The following is a 15,697-nucleotide window of genomic DNA, read 5'->3' on the forward strand; positions in this document are numbered from 1 at the left end:
GCCCGACAATAGCCGAGTCCGCCTTCCGGTCCGTCAGGTCGTGACCAGCACCCCCGCGTACGAGACACCCGCGACGACCACCCAGGATCCGAGCCCGAGCAGGGCGATCCGCCCGCCGGTACGGGCCATGGTCGGCAGGTGCACCGCACTGCCGAGGCCGAACAGCGCCGCGGCCAGCAGCAGTCCCTGGGCGTCCGCGGCCAGCGAGAGCACCCGCTCGGGCAGCACCCCGGTGGTCCGCAGGACGATCATCGCGAGGAACCCCGCCACGAACAGCGGCACGATCGGCGGACGGCTGCCGGCCCTCACCGCCTTCCCGCCCGACGCCGAACCCGCCCCGCCCGACGCCGAACCCGCATCCGCGGCCCCCGTCGGATCCTCCACCGGCCCCGCCGCCGAAGCCGCCGGCCGCGCCGCCCGCAGGTTCCGCCGCACCGCCACGGCCACCCCCGCGACCAGCGGCGCCAGCAGCACCACGCGCATCAGCTTGACCAGCACCGCCTCCCGCAGCGCCCCGGCCCCGCCGGTCTGCGCGGTGGCGACCACCTGCCCGACGTCGTGCACGCTCGCCCCGACCCAGCGCCCGAACTCCAGCTCGCCGAGCCCCAGCGGCTGCTGGAGCAGCGGCAGCACGGCGATCGCCAGCGTCCCGCACAGGGTGACCAGCGCCACCGAGGCCGCGACGTCCTCCTCCTCACTGCCCGCCGCCTGGCTGACCGCGCCGATCGCCGAGGCCCCGCAGATCGAGTAGCCGGTGGCGACCAGCAGCGGCTGGTCCCCCGGCAGGCCGAGCCGCCGGCCCAGCCAGAGCGTGCCCCCGAAGGTGGCCGCGACCACCGCGAGCACCATGGCGACGGTGGCCCAGCCGAGGCCGAGCACGTCGTCCAGGCTGAGTTTGAGCCCGAGCAGCACGATCCCGAGCCGCATCAGCCGCTTCCCGGCCGTGGACAGTCCCGGCCGGGCGACCCCGCGGACCACCGGGCGCAGCCCTGGCAGGTGGGCCGCGACCATGCCGAGCACGACGGCGGCGGTGAGTTCGGGCACGGCCGGCACCAGCGCGTGGATGCCGAGTGCGGCGGCCACCCCGAGGGCCGCGAGCAGCAGCCCGGGGGCGTCCCCGCGCATCGGGGGCAGGGAGCGGGTACGGGCGGCGCGGTGCCGGAGGGTCAGTGCCACGCCGCGCTCACTGCTGCTGGTCGGCGGGCAGCCGGTAGACCCGCCGGATGCTGGTGCCGAGCCGCGAGACGTCCGCGCCGTAGACGTGGATGGAGATCGCCGTGCTGCTGCAGGAGTTGCGCACCAGGTGGATGTCGCCGGGCGGGGCGAAGGCGGCCACGGTACCGGCCGGGCCGACCACGTGCTCGGTCTCGACCAGCCGGGCGGTGGAGCCGTCGGAGACCAGCCGGTAGCGGGTCTCGCTCTCCTGCCCCTGGTGGACGCCGGCCACGCACCACGAGACGTGGTCGTGGATCGGGGTCTGCTGCCCGGGCAGCCAGACCAGGGCGACGACCGAGAAGCTGCCGTCCTCCTCGGCGTGCAGGACGTGCTGGCGGTAGCGCTGCGGGTCGCCCTCGCGATGGGCGGGCGCGAGCAGCGCGTCGGGCCCGTCCTGGTCTGCGTGCAGGTACGGGGCGAGGCGCTCGCCGACCAGGTAGGCGGTGAGCTCCGGCGGGAGCCCGCGGTCCACGACGGCGCGGATCTCACTGATCAGCGCGGTCATCCGCTCGGTGAGCCGGTCGGTGCCGACCGTGGCTGAGGGTGTCATGCCATCAGGTTCGAACCTACCGACCTATCAGGTCCAAGGAGGGTTCCTAAGCGACCTCCCCACTCACGCTTATACGTCAGCGTCGGGTCAGCCCCCAGCCGTCGCCGGATCAGCGCCCCGGCCGTCGCCGGTCAGCCCCCAGCCGTCCTCGGTCAGCCCCCAGGCCGTCGACCGTCAGCACCCGACCCGGCTCGCCGCCGCCTGCCGCAGATGGTCCAGCACCAGCCCGGTGGCCGGGATCCGGCGGTGCTCGCGCAGCACGTACGCGCTCACCTGCCGCCGCAGGTGCGGTTCGGCGGCCCGCCCGGTGACCTTGCGGTGGCACATGAAGGAGAGCACCAGCGCCGGCATCAGCGCGATCCCGACCCCGGCGGCGACCAACGACTGCACCGCGAGGTTGTCGTCCGTGGAGAACACGATGTCCGGCGCGAAGCCCTCCTCCGCGCAGACGTGCAGCAGGTTGGCCCGGCAGCGCGGACAGCCGGCGATCCAGCGTTCGCCGCCGAGGTCGGCCAGCCGGACGGCGTGCCGGCGGCCGAGCGGGTGCCCGACCGGCAGCAGCACCGTGAGCAGGTCCTCCATCAGCGGGATCTCGTCGAGGCCCTCCGGCACCTCGGTGGCCCCGCCCGGGTACCGGAAGGCCAGCGCGATGTCGCACTCCCCGCGCAGCAACCGCTGGACGGAGTCCGGCGGCTCGGCCTCCAGCAGCTCGACCCGCACACCGGGGTGCTCGGCCAGCAGCCGGGCCATCGCCTGGGGGATCAGGGTGGCGTTGGCGCTGGGGAAGGCACAGACCCGCACCCGTCCGGCGCGCAGCCTGGCGAGTGCGGCGAGCTGCTGCTGGGCGGCGGACATGCTGCCGAGGATCAGCTCGGCGTGCCGGGAGAGCGCCTCCCCCGCCTCGGTGAGCCGCAGTCCGCGCCCCGCCCGGGTGAAGAGCGGGACGCCGACGGTGCGTTCGAGCGCCTTCATCTGCTGGGTGATGGCGGGCTGGGTGTAGCCGAGCTCGCGGGCGGCGGCCGAGTAGGAGCCGGCCCGGACCACCTCGTGGAACGTCCTGATGTGCCGTGAATCGAACACCGGTTCCATGATCCCTCCCGTCGGTGCACCCTCGACAGCCCCGCGTCGGCCTCGCCCGGGCGTCCGAGAATCATAAGAGGAATTTGGGGGTACCGACCCCGACCCCACCCGCACCTATGGTTCAGCCTCGAACCATCCTTCTCATCCCTGCGCCGACGGCGGCAGTCCCATCGACACCCCCGCCTCGGCCACCGGCGCCCCGCCGCGCACGCTCGGGCTGCGCCGGCTGCGCCGCTCCACGAAGCGGGCGAGCCAGGAGAGCAGCAGACACATGCCGATGTAGATCGGCGCGATCACGATCACCACCGGGATGAACGGCAGGTCGTAGTCCAGGTTGGTGGCGATCAGCTTGCCCGCGTGCAGGAACTCCTCGTAGGTGATCAGGAAGCCCAGCGAGGTGTCCTTGAGCGCGACCACCAGCTGGCTGATGATCGCCGGCAGCATCGACCGGACGGCCTGCGGCACCAGGACGTACGTCATCACCTGGGTCTTGCGCATGCCCAGCGCGTACGCCGCCTCCCGCTGCCCCTTGGGCACCGCGAGCACGCCGGCCCGGAACACCTCGGCCAGCACCGAGCCGTTGTAGAACACCAGCCCGGCCACCAGCGCCCAGAGCGGCTGCACCTTGAGCGCGACGAAGATGAAGAAGATCATCACCAGCAGCGGCATGGCCCGGAAGAACTCCACCACCAGCGTGGCGAGCCAGCGCACCACCCGGTGGTCGGAGAGCCGCCCGGCCGCGAACAGCGCGCCGAAGGGCAGCGCGAACAGCACCGCCCAGCCGAAGGCCTTCAGGGTGTTGCCGAGCCCGCGCAGCAGCAGGTCCTGCACGCCCCGGTACTCGAAGGGCTGCCACTTGGCGTACGTGAACTGGTGGGTGTGGAACAGCATGTAGACCACCCAGCCGATCAGCGCCGCGATCACCAGCAGCGCGATCCCGCCGTACAGCCGGTGCCGGGAGAGCGCCTTCGGGCCGGGGATGTCGTACAGCGCCGAGGATTCAACGGTCATCGGGACACCGCCACTCGTCGTTCCAGCAGGTTGAAGACGGCGCTGATGGCCAGGGTGATGATCAGGTAGCCGACGGCGATCCAGACGAAGGTCCAGATGATGCTGTAGCCGAGTTCGTTGATGGTCCGGTAGGTGCCCAGCAGCTCGGTGACGCTGAACGACCCGGCGATCGCCGTGTTCTTCGCCAGCGCGATCAGCACGCTGCCGAGCGGCGCCACCACCGAGCGGTACGCCTGCGGCAGCACCACCAGGCCCATCGTCTGCCCGAAGCTCATCCCGAGGCTGCGGGCCGCCTCGCCCTGCCCGGTCGGCACCGTGTTGATGCCCGAGCGCATCGACTCGCAGACGAAAGCCGAGGTGTAGCAGCCGAGCGCGAGCACCGCGAAGGTGTAGAAGGGCAGGGTGATGTCGAACCGGGGCAGGCCCAGCACCACGATGAAGAACAGCAGGGTCAGCGGTGTGTTGCGCAGCACCGTCACCCAGAGCGTGCCGAACACCCGCAGCGGCTTCACCGGCGACACCCGGAAGCCCGCGATCAGCACGCCCAGCACCAGCGAGAGCACGGCGCTCACCGCGAACAGCGAGAGCGTGCCGAGGAACCCGTCCCAGTAGGTCGACCAGTTGTCGGTCAGCGTTTTCACGGCGCGGCCCTCTCAGTACCGGACGATCTGCGGCGGGGTCGGCGCCGGCTCCCCGGAGAGTCCGAGGGTCGCCTCGAAGGCCCTCTGCCAGTCGCCGTTGCGGATGTGGTGCTCCAGCGCGTCGTCGATCGCACCGCGCAGCACGGTGTCGTTCTTCGGCACCCCGATCCCGTACGGCTCGGTCGAGAACAGCGGGCCGACCACCTTGAGCTCGTCCGGCGCCTTGGCCGCGAAGCCGAGCAGGATCGCGTTGTCCGTGGTCACCGCGTCGACCTGGTCGGTGATCAGGTTGTCCACGCAGGCCGAGTAGGTGTCGTAGCCGATCAGCTTGGCCTTGGGGTACTTCGACTGGATGCGCTGGTACGGGGTCGAGCCGGCCGCCGAGCAGACCTTCTTGCCGTCCAGGTCCTCCGGACCGTGGATGGTGGTGTTGTTCTTGCGCACCAGCAGCGACTGCCCGGCGACGAAGTACGGCCCGGCGAAGCCGACCAGCTTCTTCCGGTTGTCGTTGATGGTGTAGGTGCCGACGTAGTAGTCCACCTGGCCGTTCTGCAGGGCGGTCTCGCGGTTGGCCGAGGCGATGGTCCGGAACTGGATCCGGTCCGTCGGGAAGCCCAGCGAGGCGCCCACCATCCTGGCGATCTCGATGTCGAAGCCGGAGTACTCGCCGGTGGCCGGGTTCTTCTGGCCCAGGTACGGCTGGTCCTCCTTGGCTCCGACCACCAGGTGGCCCCGGCCGCGGGCGGCGTCCAGGGTCGGCGAGCCGGTGATCGCGGAGGCGTCCTGCACCTGGTAGGTGGGCAGGGCACTGGGCTGCGGGCCCTTGGGCGGCGGGGTGCCGGGCTTGCCGCAGCCCGTCGCCAGCGCGGTGAGCAGCAGGACGGCGGCGATCAGTCGCCGCCCCGCCCGCGAAACGGGCCGCACCCCCGCCCGTACGACGGGCCGCGCCCTCGTCGTCGTGGCAGTGGTCCCGGACGCCGGCGCGGCAGTCGCGGGCACCGGCACGGTGGTCACGCGCGTCGCCGGGGACGTCGTCTCGTGGTTCACGGCGCCGCCTCAGTGCTTCAGGATCTTGGACAGGAAGTCCTTGGCGCGATCGCTCTCCGGGGCGCCGAAGAAGTCCTCCGGGGCGCGGTCCTCGACGATCCGGCCGTCGGCCATGAACACCACCCGGTTCGCGGACGCCCGGGCGAAGCCCATCTCGTGGGTGACCACGACCATCGTCATGCCCTCGCTCGCGAGCTGGCGCATGACGTCCAGCACCTCGTTGATCATCTCGGGGTCGAGCGCCGAGGTGGGCTCGTCGAACAGCAGCGCCTTGGGCTCCATCGCCAGCGCGCGGGCGATCGCGACCCGCTGCTGCTGCCCGCCGGAGAGCTGCGCCGGGTACTTGGCGGCCTGGTCGGCCAGGCCCACCCGTTCCAGCAGTGCGCGGGACTTGGCGTCCGCCTCCGCCTTGGGCCGGCCGCGCACCTTGATCTGCGCCAGCGAGACGTTCTGCAGCACGGTCTTGTGCGCGAACAGGTTGAAGGACTGGAACACCATGCCGACCTCGGCGCGCAGCCGGGCCAGGCCCTTGCCCTCCGCGGGCAGCGGCTCGCCGTCGATCAGGATGCTGCCGTTCTCGATCGGTTCCAGCCGGTTGATCGCCCGGCACAGGGTGGACTTGCCGGAGCCGGACGGGCCGATGACCACGACGACCTCCCCGCGCCCCACCGTCAGCTCGATGTCCCGCAGCACGTGCAGGTCCCCGAAGTGCTTGTTGACCCCGCGCATCTCGATCAGCGGGGTGAAGGGCGAGGCGCCGGTCGGGGCCGGCCCGGGGGCGGTGGTCACCGGGTGCGCCGTCCCTTCAGCAGCCAGCCCAGCACGGCGCCCGCGATCAGGGTGGCCAGCAGCGCGATCCAGAGCGGCGCGGTGACGGTGAAGACCCAGAACTGGATCTTCACCTTGTCGAGGTTGGCGAACAGGAACCACACGGCGAGGACGACGATGGCGCCGATCCCGATGTAGCGCGTGGGAATCCCGCCGATCTCACCGCGTGAGGAGCGGGACGAACCGTCTGAAATCTTGGTCACCGGAGCAGTCTGCGGGCCGAAAGGTCGATTTGCCCGGTTACGCGCCCTTCCGGGCCAGGGAGTAACCCGTACGGGGTAATCGGACCCCGTACGGGTTTGAGACCTCCGCTGCCCGGACGACCGGCTACCGCTCGTCCCGCCAGGACCGCCAGAGCGCCGCGTACGGCCCGCCCGCCGCGACCAGGTCCGGATGGCTGCCGTACTCGCTGATCCGACCGCCCTCGACCACCGCGATCACGTCCGCATCGTGCGCGGTGTGCAGCCGGTGGGCGATGGCGATGACCGTCCGGCCCTCCAGCACCCGGGAGAGCGAGCGCTCCAGGTGGCGGGCGGCCCGCGGGTCCAGCAGCGAGGTGGCCTCGTCCAGCACCAGGGTGTGCGGGTCGGCCAGCACCAGCCGGGCCAGTGCCAGCTGCTGGGCCTGCGGCGGCGTCAGCGAGGTGCCGCCGGAGCCGACCTCGGTGTCCAGGCCCTCCGGCAGGGCGTCCACCCAGACCCCGGCGTCCACCGCGTCCAGCGCGGCCCGCAGCTCGGTGTCGTCCGCGTCGGGCGCGGCCAGCAGCAGGTTGTCCCGCAGGGTGCCGACGAAGACGTGGTGCTCCTGGTTCACCAGGGCCACCTCCGCACGCACCCGCTCGGCCGGCATCCGCGCCAGCGCCGCCCCGCCGAGGGTCACGCTGCCGCGGCCGGGGGTGTAGATCCCGGCCAGCAGCCGGCCGAGGGTGGACTTGCCGGCGCCGGACGGCCCGACCAGCGCGACCCGGCTGCCCGGGGCGACGTCCAGGCTGATCCCGTGCAGCACGTCGGCGCCCTCGCGGTAGCCGAACCGGACGTCCTTCGCCTCGACCCGACGGCCGTCCGGCCGGGCGGACTCGTCGCCCTCGTGCTCGGGCACCTCGCGCACGCCGACCAGCCGGGCCAGCGAGGCCTGGCCGATCTGCAGCTCGTCGTACCAGCGCAGGATCAGGTCCACCGGGCCGGTCAGCATCTGCGCGTAGAGCACGCCGGTGGTCAACTGGCCCACGGTGATCCAGCCCTGGACGGTGAACAGCCCGCCGAGCACCATGGTGGCGAGCACCGCCGCGGTGTAGACCGCGTCGATGGTCGGGAACCAGACCGAGCGCAGCCACAGCGTGTACCGCTCCCAGGCCAGCCACTCGCGCAGCTTGCGGTCGGTCAGCCGGACCCGCTGGTCGCCCAGCCGCAGCGCCTCGACCGTCCGCCCGGCGTCCACCGTCTCGGCCAGCACGTTGCTCACCGCCGCGTACCCGGCCGACTCGCTGCGGTAGGACTGCGGCGCGCGCCGGAAGTACCAGCGGGAGCTGACCAGCAGCAGCGGCAGCCCGACCAGCGAGGTCAGCGCGAGCAGCGGCGAGGTGACCAGCAGCGCGCCGAGCACCAACAGCAACGAGACCACGGCGACGGCGAGTTCGGGGACCGCCTCGCGCACCGACTTGTCCAGCCGGTCGACATCGGTGGTGCCCCGGGAGACCAGGTCCCCGGTGCCGGCCCGCTCCAGCACGCCGGTCGGCAGGGCCACCGAGCGCACCAGGAAGTCCTCGCGCAGGTCGGCCAGCACCCGCTCGCCGAGCACCGCGCCGCGCATCCGCGACCAACCGGTGAACGCCGCCTGCACCACCAGCGCCAGCAGGTACCAGGCGACCGCCACCGCGATGGTGGACCCGGCGGTGCCGGTGGCCAGCGACTCGACCAGGCGGCCCAGCACCCAGGGGCCGACCAGCCCGGCCACCGTGGCCGTCGAGTGCAGCGACACCACCGCGGAGAACCCGGCGCGGTGCCGCCGCGCGAGCAGCATCAGGTACTCGCGCACGGCGGCCGGGGAGCCGACCGGCAGGGTGGCTGCCGGTTCCCGTTCCTCCTGGACGGGAGGCTTCATGACGTTCTCCTCGCGTGCGTGGCAGGGAAGTTGACGGCTGAGCTCATACGGCCCCACCCACCGGACGGGCCGCTTCCTCGTCGCGGGTCACCACGGCCCGGTAGGCCGGCTCGGTCCGCATCAGTTCGCGGTGCCGCCCGGCGGCGGCCACCCGGCCGTCCCGCAGCAGCACCACCCGGTCCGCCCGGTCGAGCAGCAGCGGGCTGGTCGCGAACACCACGGTGGTGCGGCCCGCCCGGGTGTCCCGCAGCCCGGAGGCGATCCTCGACTCGGTGTGGGCGTCCACCGCGCTGGTGGGCTCGTCCAGGACCAGCACCGGCGGGTCCACCAGCAGGGCCCGGGCCAGCGCGAGCCGCTGGCGCTGCCCGCCCGAGAGCGAGCGTCCGCGCTCGGTGATCCGGGCGCGCATCGGGTCTCCCCCGCACTCCGGCGAGCCGTCCACCAGGGCCTCCAGCACGTCCTCGGAGCGGGCCGCCGCCAGCGCCTCGGCGGCCGGGACCCGTCCCGAGGACGGGATGTCGAACAGCTCGGCCAGCGTGCCGGAGAGCAGCACCGGCTCCTTGTCGTGGACCAGCACCGCCGCCCTGGCCTCGGCCAGCGGCACCGCGTCCAGCTCCGTGCCGCCGAGCCGCACCGAGGCCTGCGCCCGTTCGCCCTCGGCCAGCGGGACGTGGCCGCCGAGCCGTTCGGCCAGCGCTCCGGCGAAGTCCGGATCCCCGCAGACCACCGCGGTCAGCTCGCCGGCCCGCGCGGTCAGCCCGCTCGCCGGGTCGTGCAGGTCCGCCTTGTCCGGCCTGGCCAGCGAGGCCTCGTCCGCGCCGGCGGTCCGGGTGAGCGAGAGCACCCGCACGGCCCGCCCGGCGGAGACCCGGGCCACGCTCCAGGCGTGCGCCGCCTCGCCCAGGATGCGCAGCGGAGCGGCCAGGAAGGCCGTCGCGCCGTACACCGCGATCAGGGTGCCGACGGCGAGCTCGCCGGAGGCCACCAGCCGGGCGCCGTACCAGGTGACCCCGACCACGAACAGGCCGGGCAGCAGCACCTGCTGCGCCTGCATCAGCGACCAGATCCGGGCCGAACGGACGGCCGCCGCCCGGACCTTCTGGGAGGCCGCGCGGTACCGCTCCAGGAACAGCTCCTCGCCGCCGATGCCGCGCAGCACCCGCAGCCCCGCGACCGTGTCGGCCGCCAGCTCGGTGGCCTTGCCGCCGAGGGTGCGCTGCTGCTCGTAGCGCCGCTCGAACGGCCCGATCAGCGGCCAGACCGAGGCCGCCAGCACCGGGACGCCGAGCAGCACTCCGGTCCCGAGCACCGGATGGACCAGCAGCACCGCCGTGCTGACGGCCAGCCAGACCGTCACCGCGGACCGGACCCGGGCGACCAGTTCGACGTACCAGCCGATCCGTTCGACGTCCCCGCTGCCGACCGCGACGACCTCGCCGGTGGCGATCCGCCGGGACAGACCGGCCCCGAGGTGCGAGGCCTGCCGGGCCACCAACTGCCGTACGTGGGTGGCCGCGTGGATCCAGTTCCAGACGGCCTGCCGGTGCGCCAGCACGGTGCCGAGCGCGGCGCCCGCGCCCAGCAGGACCAGGAGTCCGCCGGCCCGCCAGATCCCGCCGGCGTCACCGTCCACGGCGGCCTGCACGCCGAAGCCGAGCGGTACCGGCAGGGCGGCCTGGCACCCCATCTCGATCAGCGTCCAGACGGTGGCGAGCAGCTGCCCGCGCCGCTGGCTGCGCTGCAGCCATCGCAGGAAGGCGAGGGGTGAGGAGAGATCGGGACTGCCGGGATCGGCCAGCGGCAGGGGGATGAGCAGCATGACACTCCGATACGGGCGGTGCGCGGGCGCGGTAGCGCGGGCGCACAGGGGTACGGGGGAGCTACGGGAGGACGGGGAACAGGGCGCACGGAACGCCTCGACGAGGTGCGCACAGCACGGTCGGAAGCCGAACGGCAGGACGGCGGGACGGCCCGAACCGACGGGCGAAGGACGCGCGGGGCGTCAGCACGGCGGCGGCGCGGCTTCGGTGACGCGTCCGGGGGAGATACCGGACGGGGATGGGATGGGCACGAAGGGCCCGGGAGTCAGGAGGTCATGGCCGCGAGCCTGCCAACGTCCACGTGATCCACGCAACAGGTTTTTCGCCGCGGCCCGCCGCCCGACCGGCCCGCCGGATCCGCGCGCCCCCGTACGCCCCCCGCACGCCGGCTCCGCGCGCTCCTGCGCACCGGCCCCCCACGCTGCCCGCACATCCCGCCGCACGTCCCTCACCAGGGCGGTCTCCGTCCCGCCCCCGGCGGGCCGACCGCCCCGGGCAAACCCCCGCAAAGCTTCACCCGGGATTCGCCCGTTCGGCGGGAACAATCACACCGGGACACCAGTTGCCCCCACTGGAACCACAGGACAATCAGGAGGGCACCCCTTCCCGTGAGCACCATCCCCACCGTCACCCTCAACGACGGCGCGCAGATCCCGCAGCTCGGCTTCGGCGTGTGGCAGGTCCCGGACGCCGAGGCCACCCCGGCCGTCCGCGCCGCGATCGAGGCGGGCTACCGCTCCATCGACACCGCGGCCATCTACGAGAACGAGACCGGCACCGGTGCGGCGATCGCCGAGGCGCTGGCCGGCGGCGTGGCCCGCGCGGACCTCTACGTCACCACCAAGCTGTGGAACTCGGGCACCCGCGACTGGTCCGGCGAGCAGGGCCGCGACGCGGTGCGGCGCGAGTTCGACGCCTCGCTGGCCAAGCTCGGCCTCGACTACCTCGACCTGTACCTGATCCACTGGCCGCGCCCGATGCACGGCGACAGCTACCTGAACATCTGGAAGGCCTTCGAGCAGCTGAAGGAGGAGGGCCGGGTCAAGTCGATCGGCGTCTCCAACTTCGGCACCGAGCAGCTGACCCGCCTGCTGGACGAGGCCTCCGTCGCCCCGGTCCTGAACCAGGTCGAGCTGCACCCGTACTTCCCGCAGACGGAGCTGCGCGCCTTCCACGCCGAGCACGGCATCGCCACCGAGGCGTGGAGCCCGCTGGGCCAGGGCAAGGAGCTGCTCGCCGAGCCCGCGCTGGTGGAGATCGCCGAGAAGCACGGCCGCACGGTCGCCCAGGTGGTGCTGCGCTGGCACCTCCAGAGCGGCGTGATCGCGATCCCGAAGTCGGTCACCCCGTCCCGGATCCGCGAGAACCTGGACGTCGCCGGCTTCGAGCTGGACGCCGAGGACCTCGCGGCGATCGCCGCCGTGGCCACCGGCAAGCGGATCGGCCCGGACCCGCAGGAGTTCGACTGGAACTGAGGCCCGGTTCGGGGGCCCGGCCCCCGAGCCCCCGAACCGCCTGACGGCAGGACACACGAAGACCGCCCGCACCCCAGGGGAGCGGGCGGCCTTCGGCATGCCGATCCACCAAAGCCCATGGCCATGGGCCCTCAGCTTTTGGCGAATCGTTTTGGCTACTGCGGCGAAGATTTGACCTAGAGTCTGGCCGCCTTCGCGATGAGGGCGAGTCCGGCCTCGTGCTCGCTCTCCTCCAGCGGGGCCAGCAGCAGCCGCTGGACCTCGGCCACCCCAGCGGCCGAGCGGTGCAGCAGGTCCTGTCCCGCCGGTGAGAGCGAGAGCAGGTTGCGCCGTCCGTCCGAGGGGTCGCGCCGGCGCTGCACCAGACCGCGGCGCACCAGTCGGCTGACCATCTCGGCCATCGTGGCCTTGTCCAGCGAGGCCAGCTCGCCGACCGTGCGCTGGTCGGCGCCCGGTTCCAGCTCCAGCGCGTCCAGCACCGCGTACTGCGGAGCCGTCAGCTCGGCGCCCACGTGCTCCGACCAGAGCTTGGTGTGCACCTGCTGGCTCACCCTGATCAGGTAGCCGATCGCCCGCTGGGCGTCCAGTATCGGCCGCGCGTCGGCGATGACGGCGACCGCCGCGGGCTCCAGCCTGGCTATCTTGGCCATCACCCGGACGATCTCGACCTGTTCCTCCGCCGAGAGCGGCTCGAACAGGACGCGCTGCACGCGGACCACGCCGCCGGTGGCCTCGCGCACCGCCTGGGCACCGCTCTGCGAGAGCGCCAGCAGCTTGCGCCGGCCGTCGGCCGGGTCGCGCCTGCGCAGCACCAGGCCGCGACGGACCAGCCGCGCGACCATCTCCGCCATCGTGGCCTTGTCGAGCGAGGCCCGCTCGCCGACCGTCCGCTGGTCCGCACCCGGTTCAAGGGCCAGGACCAGCAGCACGGCGAACTGCGGAGCCGTGAGATCGGCTCCGACGTGTTCGGACCACAAGCGGGTGTGGACCTGCTGTGCCACGCGAATGAGGTGTCCGGGCGACTGCTGCAGTCGCGCAGACACGCGGGTTGTCGGGATCTCCCCCAGCACCATGTATCCGTCCCGATGTCACACCCGGTGTGTGTGGGACACCCGGGTGGGGCAGTAACGGCGAGTGGGCGTCCAGCTATGAGGGAGGGCGCTCCAGCCGTGCAGCCGGTGGCTGCTGGCGGACACTATACAAACGGCGGGCCCTTGCTGGCAGGCAGGGGCGGATAGTAGACGCAGGTTCGGCAACATTGGCATATTTACGCGCTGCGAAGCCCTTGCAGTAACGCGTTCTCAGCAGAAAGCCGACCGGTCGGTCCTTACCCACCGTCACCTGGTGTCTCACCGCTCTGGCCGCCCTCCTTACCCGCCGGTAGGGTGTGGCCACCCTCGCCGGGGGCTCTCCCCGGGAGGCAACCCAGAGAGAGACGAGAGCGCGCATGACCGAGCAGAGCACCGCCCCCCGGGTCGCCGTCGTCACCGGTGCCGCCCGCGGCCTGGGCGCCGCCACCGCCGTCCGGCTGGCCGCCGACGGCTACGCGGTCGCCGTCCTGGACCTGGACGAGGCGGCCGGCAAGGAGACGGTCGACCGGATCACCGCCGCCGGCGGCACGGCACTGGCCGTCGGCGCCGACGTCTCGGACGCCGCGCAGGTCCAGGCCGCCGTCGACCGGGTGGCCGCCGAGCTCGGCGCGCCGGTCGTCCTGGTGAACAACGCGGGCGTGCTCCGCGACAACCTGCTCTTCAAGATGTCCGAGTCCGACTGGGACACGGTCATGAACGTTCACCTCCGCGGCGCCTTCCTGATGACCCGCGCGGTGCAGAAGCACATGGTCGACGCCGGTTTCGGCCGCATCGTCAACCTGTCCTCGTCCTCGGCCCAGGGCAACCGCGGCCAGGCCAACTACTCGACCGCCAAGGCCGGACTCCAGGGCTTCACCAAGACTTTGGCCATCGAGCTGGGCAAGTTCGGCATCACGGCCAACGCGGTCGCCCCCGGCTTTATCGCCACGGACATGACAGCGGCCACCGCCGCCCGGGTCGGCATGGACTTCGAAGACTTCAAGCGGGCCGCGGCCTCTCAGATCCCGGTCCAGCGGGTCGGCGTGCCTGAGGACGTCGCCCACACCATCTCCTTCCTCACGAGCGAGGGCGCCGGCTTCGTCTCCGGCCAGGTGATCTACGTCGCGGGCGGCCCCCTCGACTGAGCACGGAACCTACACAGGGTTACCACGGAGTGGGAAGGCGGGAGCACCCGGCCTCCCACTCCGTTTGCCTTACCGGGCAATTTGCAGAATCATTCGACGACCACACTGGCTTTCGATCCTGGAATCGCCGAAATCACCCCACGGACCGCCCCTCATCGACCCAATTGTCGATTTCACGGGAAAATGACAATTACCACCGGAATAGCCCTGTCCGGCTGGGTAAGGTCACCCCGTGCAATCCAGAAGTACCCCCGCTCCCTTTCCGCGCCAGGGGCCGGAGCGCCGCACCCCCGACACCGGCCGCCGGGAACGCGCCGCCGCCTCCGGGCACACCCCCGTCCTCCGCGACGCCCGCGCGCCCGGCTGGCCGCCGAGCGGCCGACGACAGGCCGCCCTGCTCGCCGTCACCCTCGCCGGCTACCTGCTGGTACTGGCCGGGGTCCTGCTCAACACCGCGCTGGTCGACCTCGACTGGTCGGTCCGGCTGCTGCGCCCCTACGAGCGGTGGCCCCGACTGGAGCCGCTGCTGGACACCTGGGTGGTCGCCGGCCAGCGCGGCCCCTCCGCGATCGCCGCCTTCCTCTGGCTCGGCTGGCGGGCCCACCGCCTCGGCCGGGTGCGTCCGCTGCTGGTCATGGGCATCGCGCTGCTGTTGCTCAACGTCACCGTCGGCGCGGTCAAGATCGTCACCGGTCGGCTCGGCCCGCACTACGCCCAGTACGTCGGCTCGCCCGAGCTCTTCTCCGGCGGCACCATCTTCCCCTCCGGCCACACCGCCAACGCGGTGGTCACCTGGGGCGTGCTCGCCTACCTCGCGGTCCGCTGGCGCCGCACCGGCGCGCTGATCGCCGCCGCCACGGCCTGCTCGATCGGCCTGACCACGGTCTACCTGGGCACCCACTGGGTCACCGACGTCCTGGCCGGCTGGGCCGCCGGACTGCTCGTCCTGCTCTCCCTGCCGCTGCTGGAACCCCTGGTCGCCACCGCCGAGCAGCGACTCCACCGGCGCTTCGCCCGCCGGCACCTGCCCTACTGACCCCCCGCCGCGACGAGCCCGACCCCCACCGACCCGAACCCGACGAGCCCGGCCCCGTCACCCCCGAGCCGCACCGGGGCGCCGGACCTACCCCTCCCAGCTGCGCTCGACCACCCCGTCGCGCACCGCGAGGTTGAGCCGCCCCTGCCGGTACTCCATGGTCATCAGGTCCCCCGGCTCCAGCACCCGGACCGTCGCCCAGCCGTGCCGCCGGGCCAGCTCCCGGGCCCGCTCGATCCGCAGCCCCGCGTACCCCTCGCCGTCCTGGCCCGCCGCACCCGAACCCGGGCCCGAACCCGGGCCCACCTCGTCCGATCCCGACATCGTGCCCTCCCCGGCTCGTCTCCTCGGACGTACGCTGGAATCGTAGCCCGACCCGCGCGGTCCGGAGGTGAACGGCATGCCCACCACCACACCGCGGCGGTGGCGCAGCGGCACCGAGCCGGCCACCGCCCGCAGCGCCCTCAAGCTCCGTTACCTGCTGTCGCTCACCTTCACACCGCTGTTCGCGCTGGCAACGGTCGGCTTCGCCGTCTGGGCGGCCGTCTCCCCCGTCCACGGCGCACCCGGCCGGGGCACCCTCACCGGCTTCGCCGTGGCCTGCGGCCTGCTCACCCTGTTCGCCGCCGTCGATCTCGTGGTGGTCGTCCGGCGCCGCCGGACCGAGCTCTGACGCGGT

16 protein-coding genes are annotated in these 15,697 nt (G+C 72.7%); 4 read left to right on the forward strand and 12 right to left on the reverse strand.

From position 1 onward, the window contains the following. Positions 1-33: 33 nt before the first annotated feature. From ACIQI7_RS24495 to ACIQI7_RS24540, 10 genes are all read right to left on the reverse strand, one after another. Positions 34-1,125 carry a YeiH family protein gene (locus ACIQI7_RS24495; RefSeq protein WP_401113585.1) on the reverse strand — a complete coding sequence of 364 codons (1,092 nt, stop codon included), beginning with the start codon at positions 1,123-1,125 and terminating at the stop codon, positions 34-36. Positions 1,126-1,183: 58 nt separating this feature from the next. After that, complete coding sequence (locus tag ACIQI7_RS24500; protein ID WP_401113309.1) at positions 1,184-1,765, reverse strand: cysteine dioxygenase; 582 nt, start codon at positions 1,763-1,765, stop codon at positions 1,184-1,186. A 174-nt stretch (positions 1,766-1,939) separates the two neighbouring features. Continuing rightward, on the reverse strand, positions 1,940-2,845 hold the full coding sequence (locus tag ACIQI7_RS24505; RefSeq protein ID WP_355254602.1) for a LysR family transcriptional regulator: 906 nt from the start codon (positions 2,843-2,845) through the stop codon (positions 1,940-1,942). Positions 2,846-2,986: 141 nt separating this feature from the next. Further along, positions 2,987-3,856, reverse strand: a complete 870-nt coding sequence (locus tag ACIQI7_RS24510) for an amino acid ABC transporter permease (RefSeq protein WP_401113310.1) — start codon at positions 3,854-3,856, stop codon at positions 2,987-2,989. Further along, complete coding sequence (locus ACIQI7_RS24515) at positions 3,853-4,497, reverse strand: amino acid ABC transporter permease (RefSeq protein WP_401113312.1); 645 nt, start codon at positions 4,495-4,497, stop codon at positions 3,853-3,855. Before ACIQI7_RS24515 ends, ACIQI7_RS24510 begins: the two co-directional genes overlap by 4 nt. A gap of 12 nt (positions 4,498-4,509) precedes the next feature. Next, a complete protein-coding gene (locus ACIQI7_RS24520; RefSeq protein WP_401113314.1) occupies positions 4,510-5,421 on the reverse strand; it encodes a glutamate ABC transporter substrate-binding protein in 912 nt (303 codons plus the stop codon). Positions 5,422-5,553: 132 nt separating this feature from the next. Then, positions 5,554-6,273, reverse strand: a complete 720-nt coding sequence (locus ACIQI7_RS24525) for an amino acid ABC transporter ATP-binding protein (protein ID WP_387756819.1) — start codon at positions 6,271-6,273, stop codon at positions 5,554-5,556. Positions 6,274-6,329: 56 nt separating this feature from the next. Beyond that, positions 6,330-6,575, reverse strand: a complete 246-nt coding sequence (locus tag ACIQI7_RS24530) for a lipopolysaccharide assembly protein LapA domain-containing protein (protein WP_401113316.1) — start codon at positions 6,573-6,575, stop codon at positions 6,330-6,332. Positions 6,576-6,699: 124 nt separating this feature from the next. After that, entirely contained in the window at positions 6,700-8,472 is a 1,773-nt protein-coding gene (locus tag ACIQI7_RS24535; RefSeq protein ID WP_401113318.1) for an ABC transporter ATP-binding protein, read from the reverse strand. Between the two features lie 43 nt (positions 8,473-8,515). After that, positions 8,516-10,291 (reverse strand): ABC transporter transmembrane domain-containing protein, encoded by a 1,776-nt coding sequence (locus ACIQI7_RS24540; RefSeq protein WP_401113320.1) that lies wholly within the window; start codon positions 10,289-10,291, stop codon positions 8,516-8,518. Positions 10,292-10,900: 609 nt separating this feature from the next. On the opposite strand from ACIQI7_RS24540, the gene ACIQI7_RS24545 reads away from it, so the two are divergent. After that, positions 10,901-11,767 (forward strand): aldo/keto reductase, encoded by an 867-nt coding sequence (locus tag ACIQI7_RS24545; RefSeq protein WP_401113322.1) that lies wholly within the window; start codon positions 10,901-10,903, stop codon positions 11,765-11,767. A 176-nt stretch (positions 11,768-11,943) separates the two neighbouring features. On the opposite strand, the gene ACIQI7_RS24550 is transcribed toward ACIQI7_RS24545, so the two are convergent. Further along, entirely contained in the window at positions 11,944-12,768 is an 825-nt protein-coding gene (locus ACIQI7_RS24550) for a MarR family winged helix-turn-helix transcriptional regulator (RefSeq protein ID WP_387756652.1), read from the reverse strand. Between the two features lie 446 nt (positions 12,769-13,214). On the opposite strand from ACIQI7_RS24550, the gene fabG reads away from it, so the two are divergent. Both fabG and ACIQI7_RS24560 read left to right on the forward strand, forming a co-directional pair. Beyond that, on the forward strand, positions 13,215-13,982 hold the full coding sequence (gene fabG / locus ACIQI7_RS24555) for a 3-oxoacyl-ACP reductase FabG (RefSeq protein ID WP_401113323.1): 768 nt from the start codon (positions 13,215-13,217) through the stop codon (positions 13,980-13,982). Positions 13,983-14,214: 232 nt separating this feature from the next. Further along, entirely contained in the window at positions 14,215-15,018 is an 804-nt protein-coding gene (locus tag ACIQI7_RS24560) for a phosphatase PAP2 family protein (RefSeq protein WP_401113324.1), read from the forward strand. Between the two features lie 87 nt (positions 15,019-15,105). Here the strand turns inward: ACIQI7_RS24560 and ACIQI7_RS24565 are convergent, their stop codons facing one another. Next, a complete protein-coding gene (locus ACIQI7_RS24565) occupies positions 15,106-15,342 on the reverse strand; it encodes an I78 family peptidase inhibitor (protein WP_401113326.1) in 237 nt (78 codons plus the stop codon). A 76-nt stretch (positions 15,343-15,418) separates the two neighbouring features. Between ACIQI7_RS24565 and ACIQI7_RS24570 the strand changes: the two genes are divergently transcribed. Beyond that, positions 15,419-15,691 carry a DUF6343 family protein gene (locus ACIQI7_RS24570; RefSeq protein ID WP_401113328.1) on the forward strand — a complete coding sequence of 91 codons (273 nt, stop codon included), beginning with the start codon at positions 15,419-15,421 and terminating at the stop codon, positions 15,689-15,691. Positions 15,692-15,697: the final 6 nt, after the last annotated feature.

Source organism: Kitasatospora sp. NPDC092039 (assembly GCF_044756065.1).
GTDB lineage: Bacteria > Actinomycetota > Actinomycetes > Streptomycetales > Streptomycetaceae > Kitasatospora.

Bases quoted from the DNA above. Each gene is read 5' to 3' on its own strand.
- ACIQI7_RS24570 (WP_401113328.1), top strand. From the start codon at position 15,419: ATGCCCACCACCACACCGCGGCGGTGGCGCAGCGGCACCGAGCCGGCC.
- ACIQI7_RS24535 (WP_401113318.1), bottom strand. From the start codon at position 8,472: ATGAAGCCTCCCGTCCAGGAGGAACGGGAACCGGCAGCCACCCTGCCG.
- ACIQI7_RS24495 (WP_401113585.1), bottom strand. From the start codon at position 1,125: ATGCGCGGGGACGCCCCCGGGCTGCTGCTCGCGGCCCTCGGGGTGGCC.
- ACIQI7_RS24540 (WP_401113320.1), bottom strand. From the start codon at position 10,291: ATGCTGCTCATCCCCCTGCCGCTGGCCGATCCCGGCAGTCCCGATCTC.
- ACIQI7_RS24525 (WP_387756819.1), bottom strand. From the start codon at position 6,273: ATGCGCGGGGTCAACAAGCACTTCGGGGACCTGCACGTGCTGCGGGAC.
- ACIQI7_RS24565 (WP_401113326.1), bottom strand. From the start codon at position 15,342: ATGTCGGGATCGGACGAGGTGGGCCCGGGTTCGGGCCCGGGTTCGGGT.
- ACIQI7_RS24510 (WP_401113310.1), bottom strand. From the start codon at position 3,856: ATGACCGTTGAATCCTCGGCGCTGTACGACATCCCCGGCCCGAAGGCG.
- ACIQI7_RS24500 (WP_401113309.1), bottom strand. From the start codon at position 1,765: ATGACACCCTCAGCCACGGTCGGCACCGACCGGCTCACCGAGCGGATG.
- fabG (WP_401113323.1), top strand. From the start codon at position 13,215: ATGACCGAGCAGAGCACCGCCCCCCGGGTCGCCGTCGTCACCGGTGCC.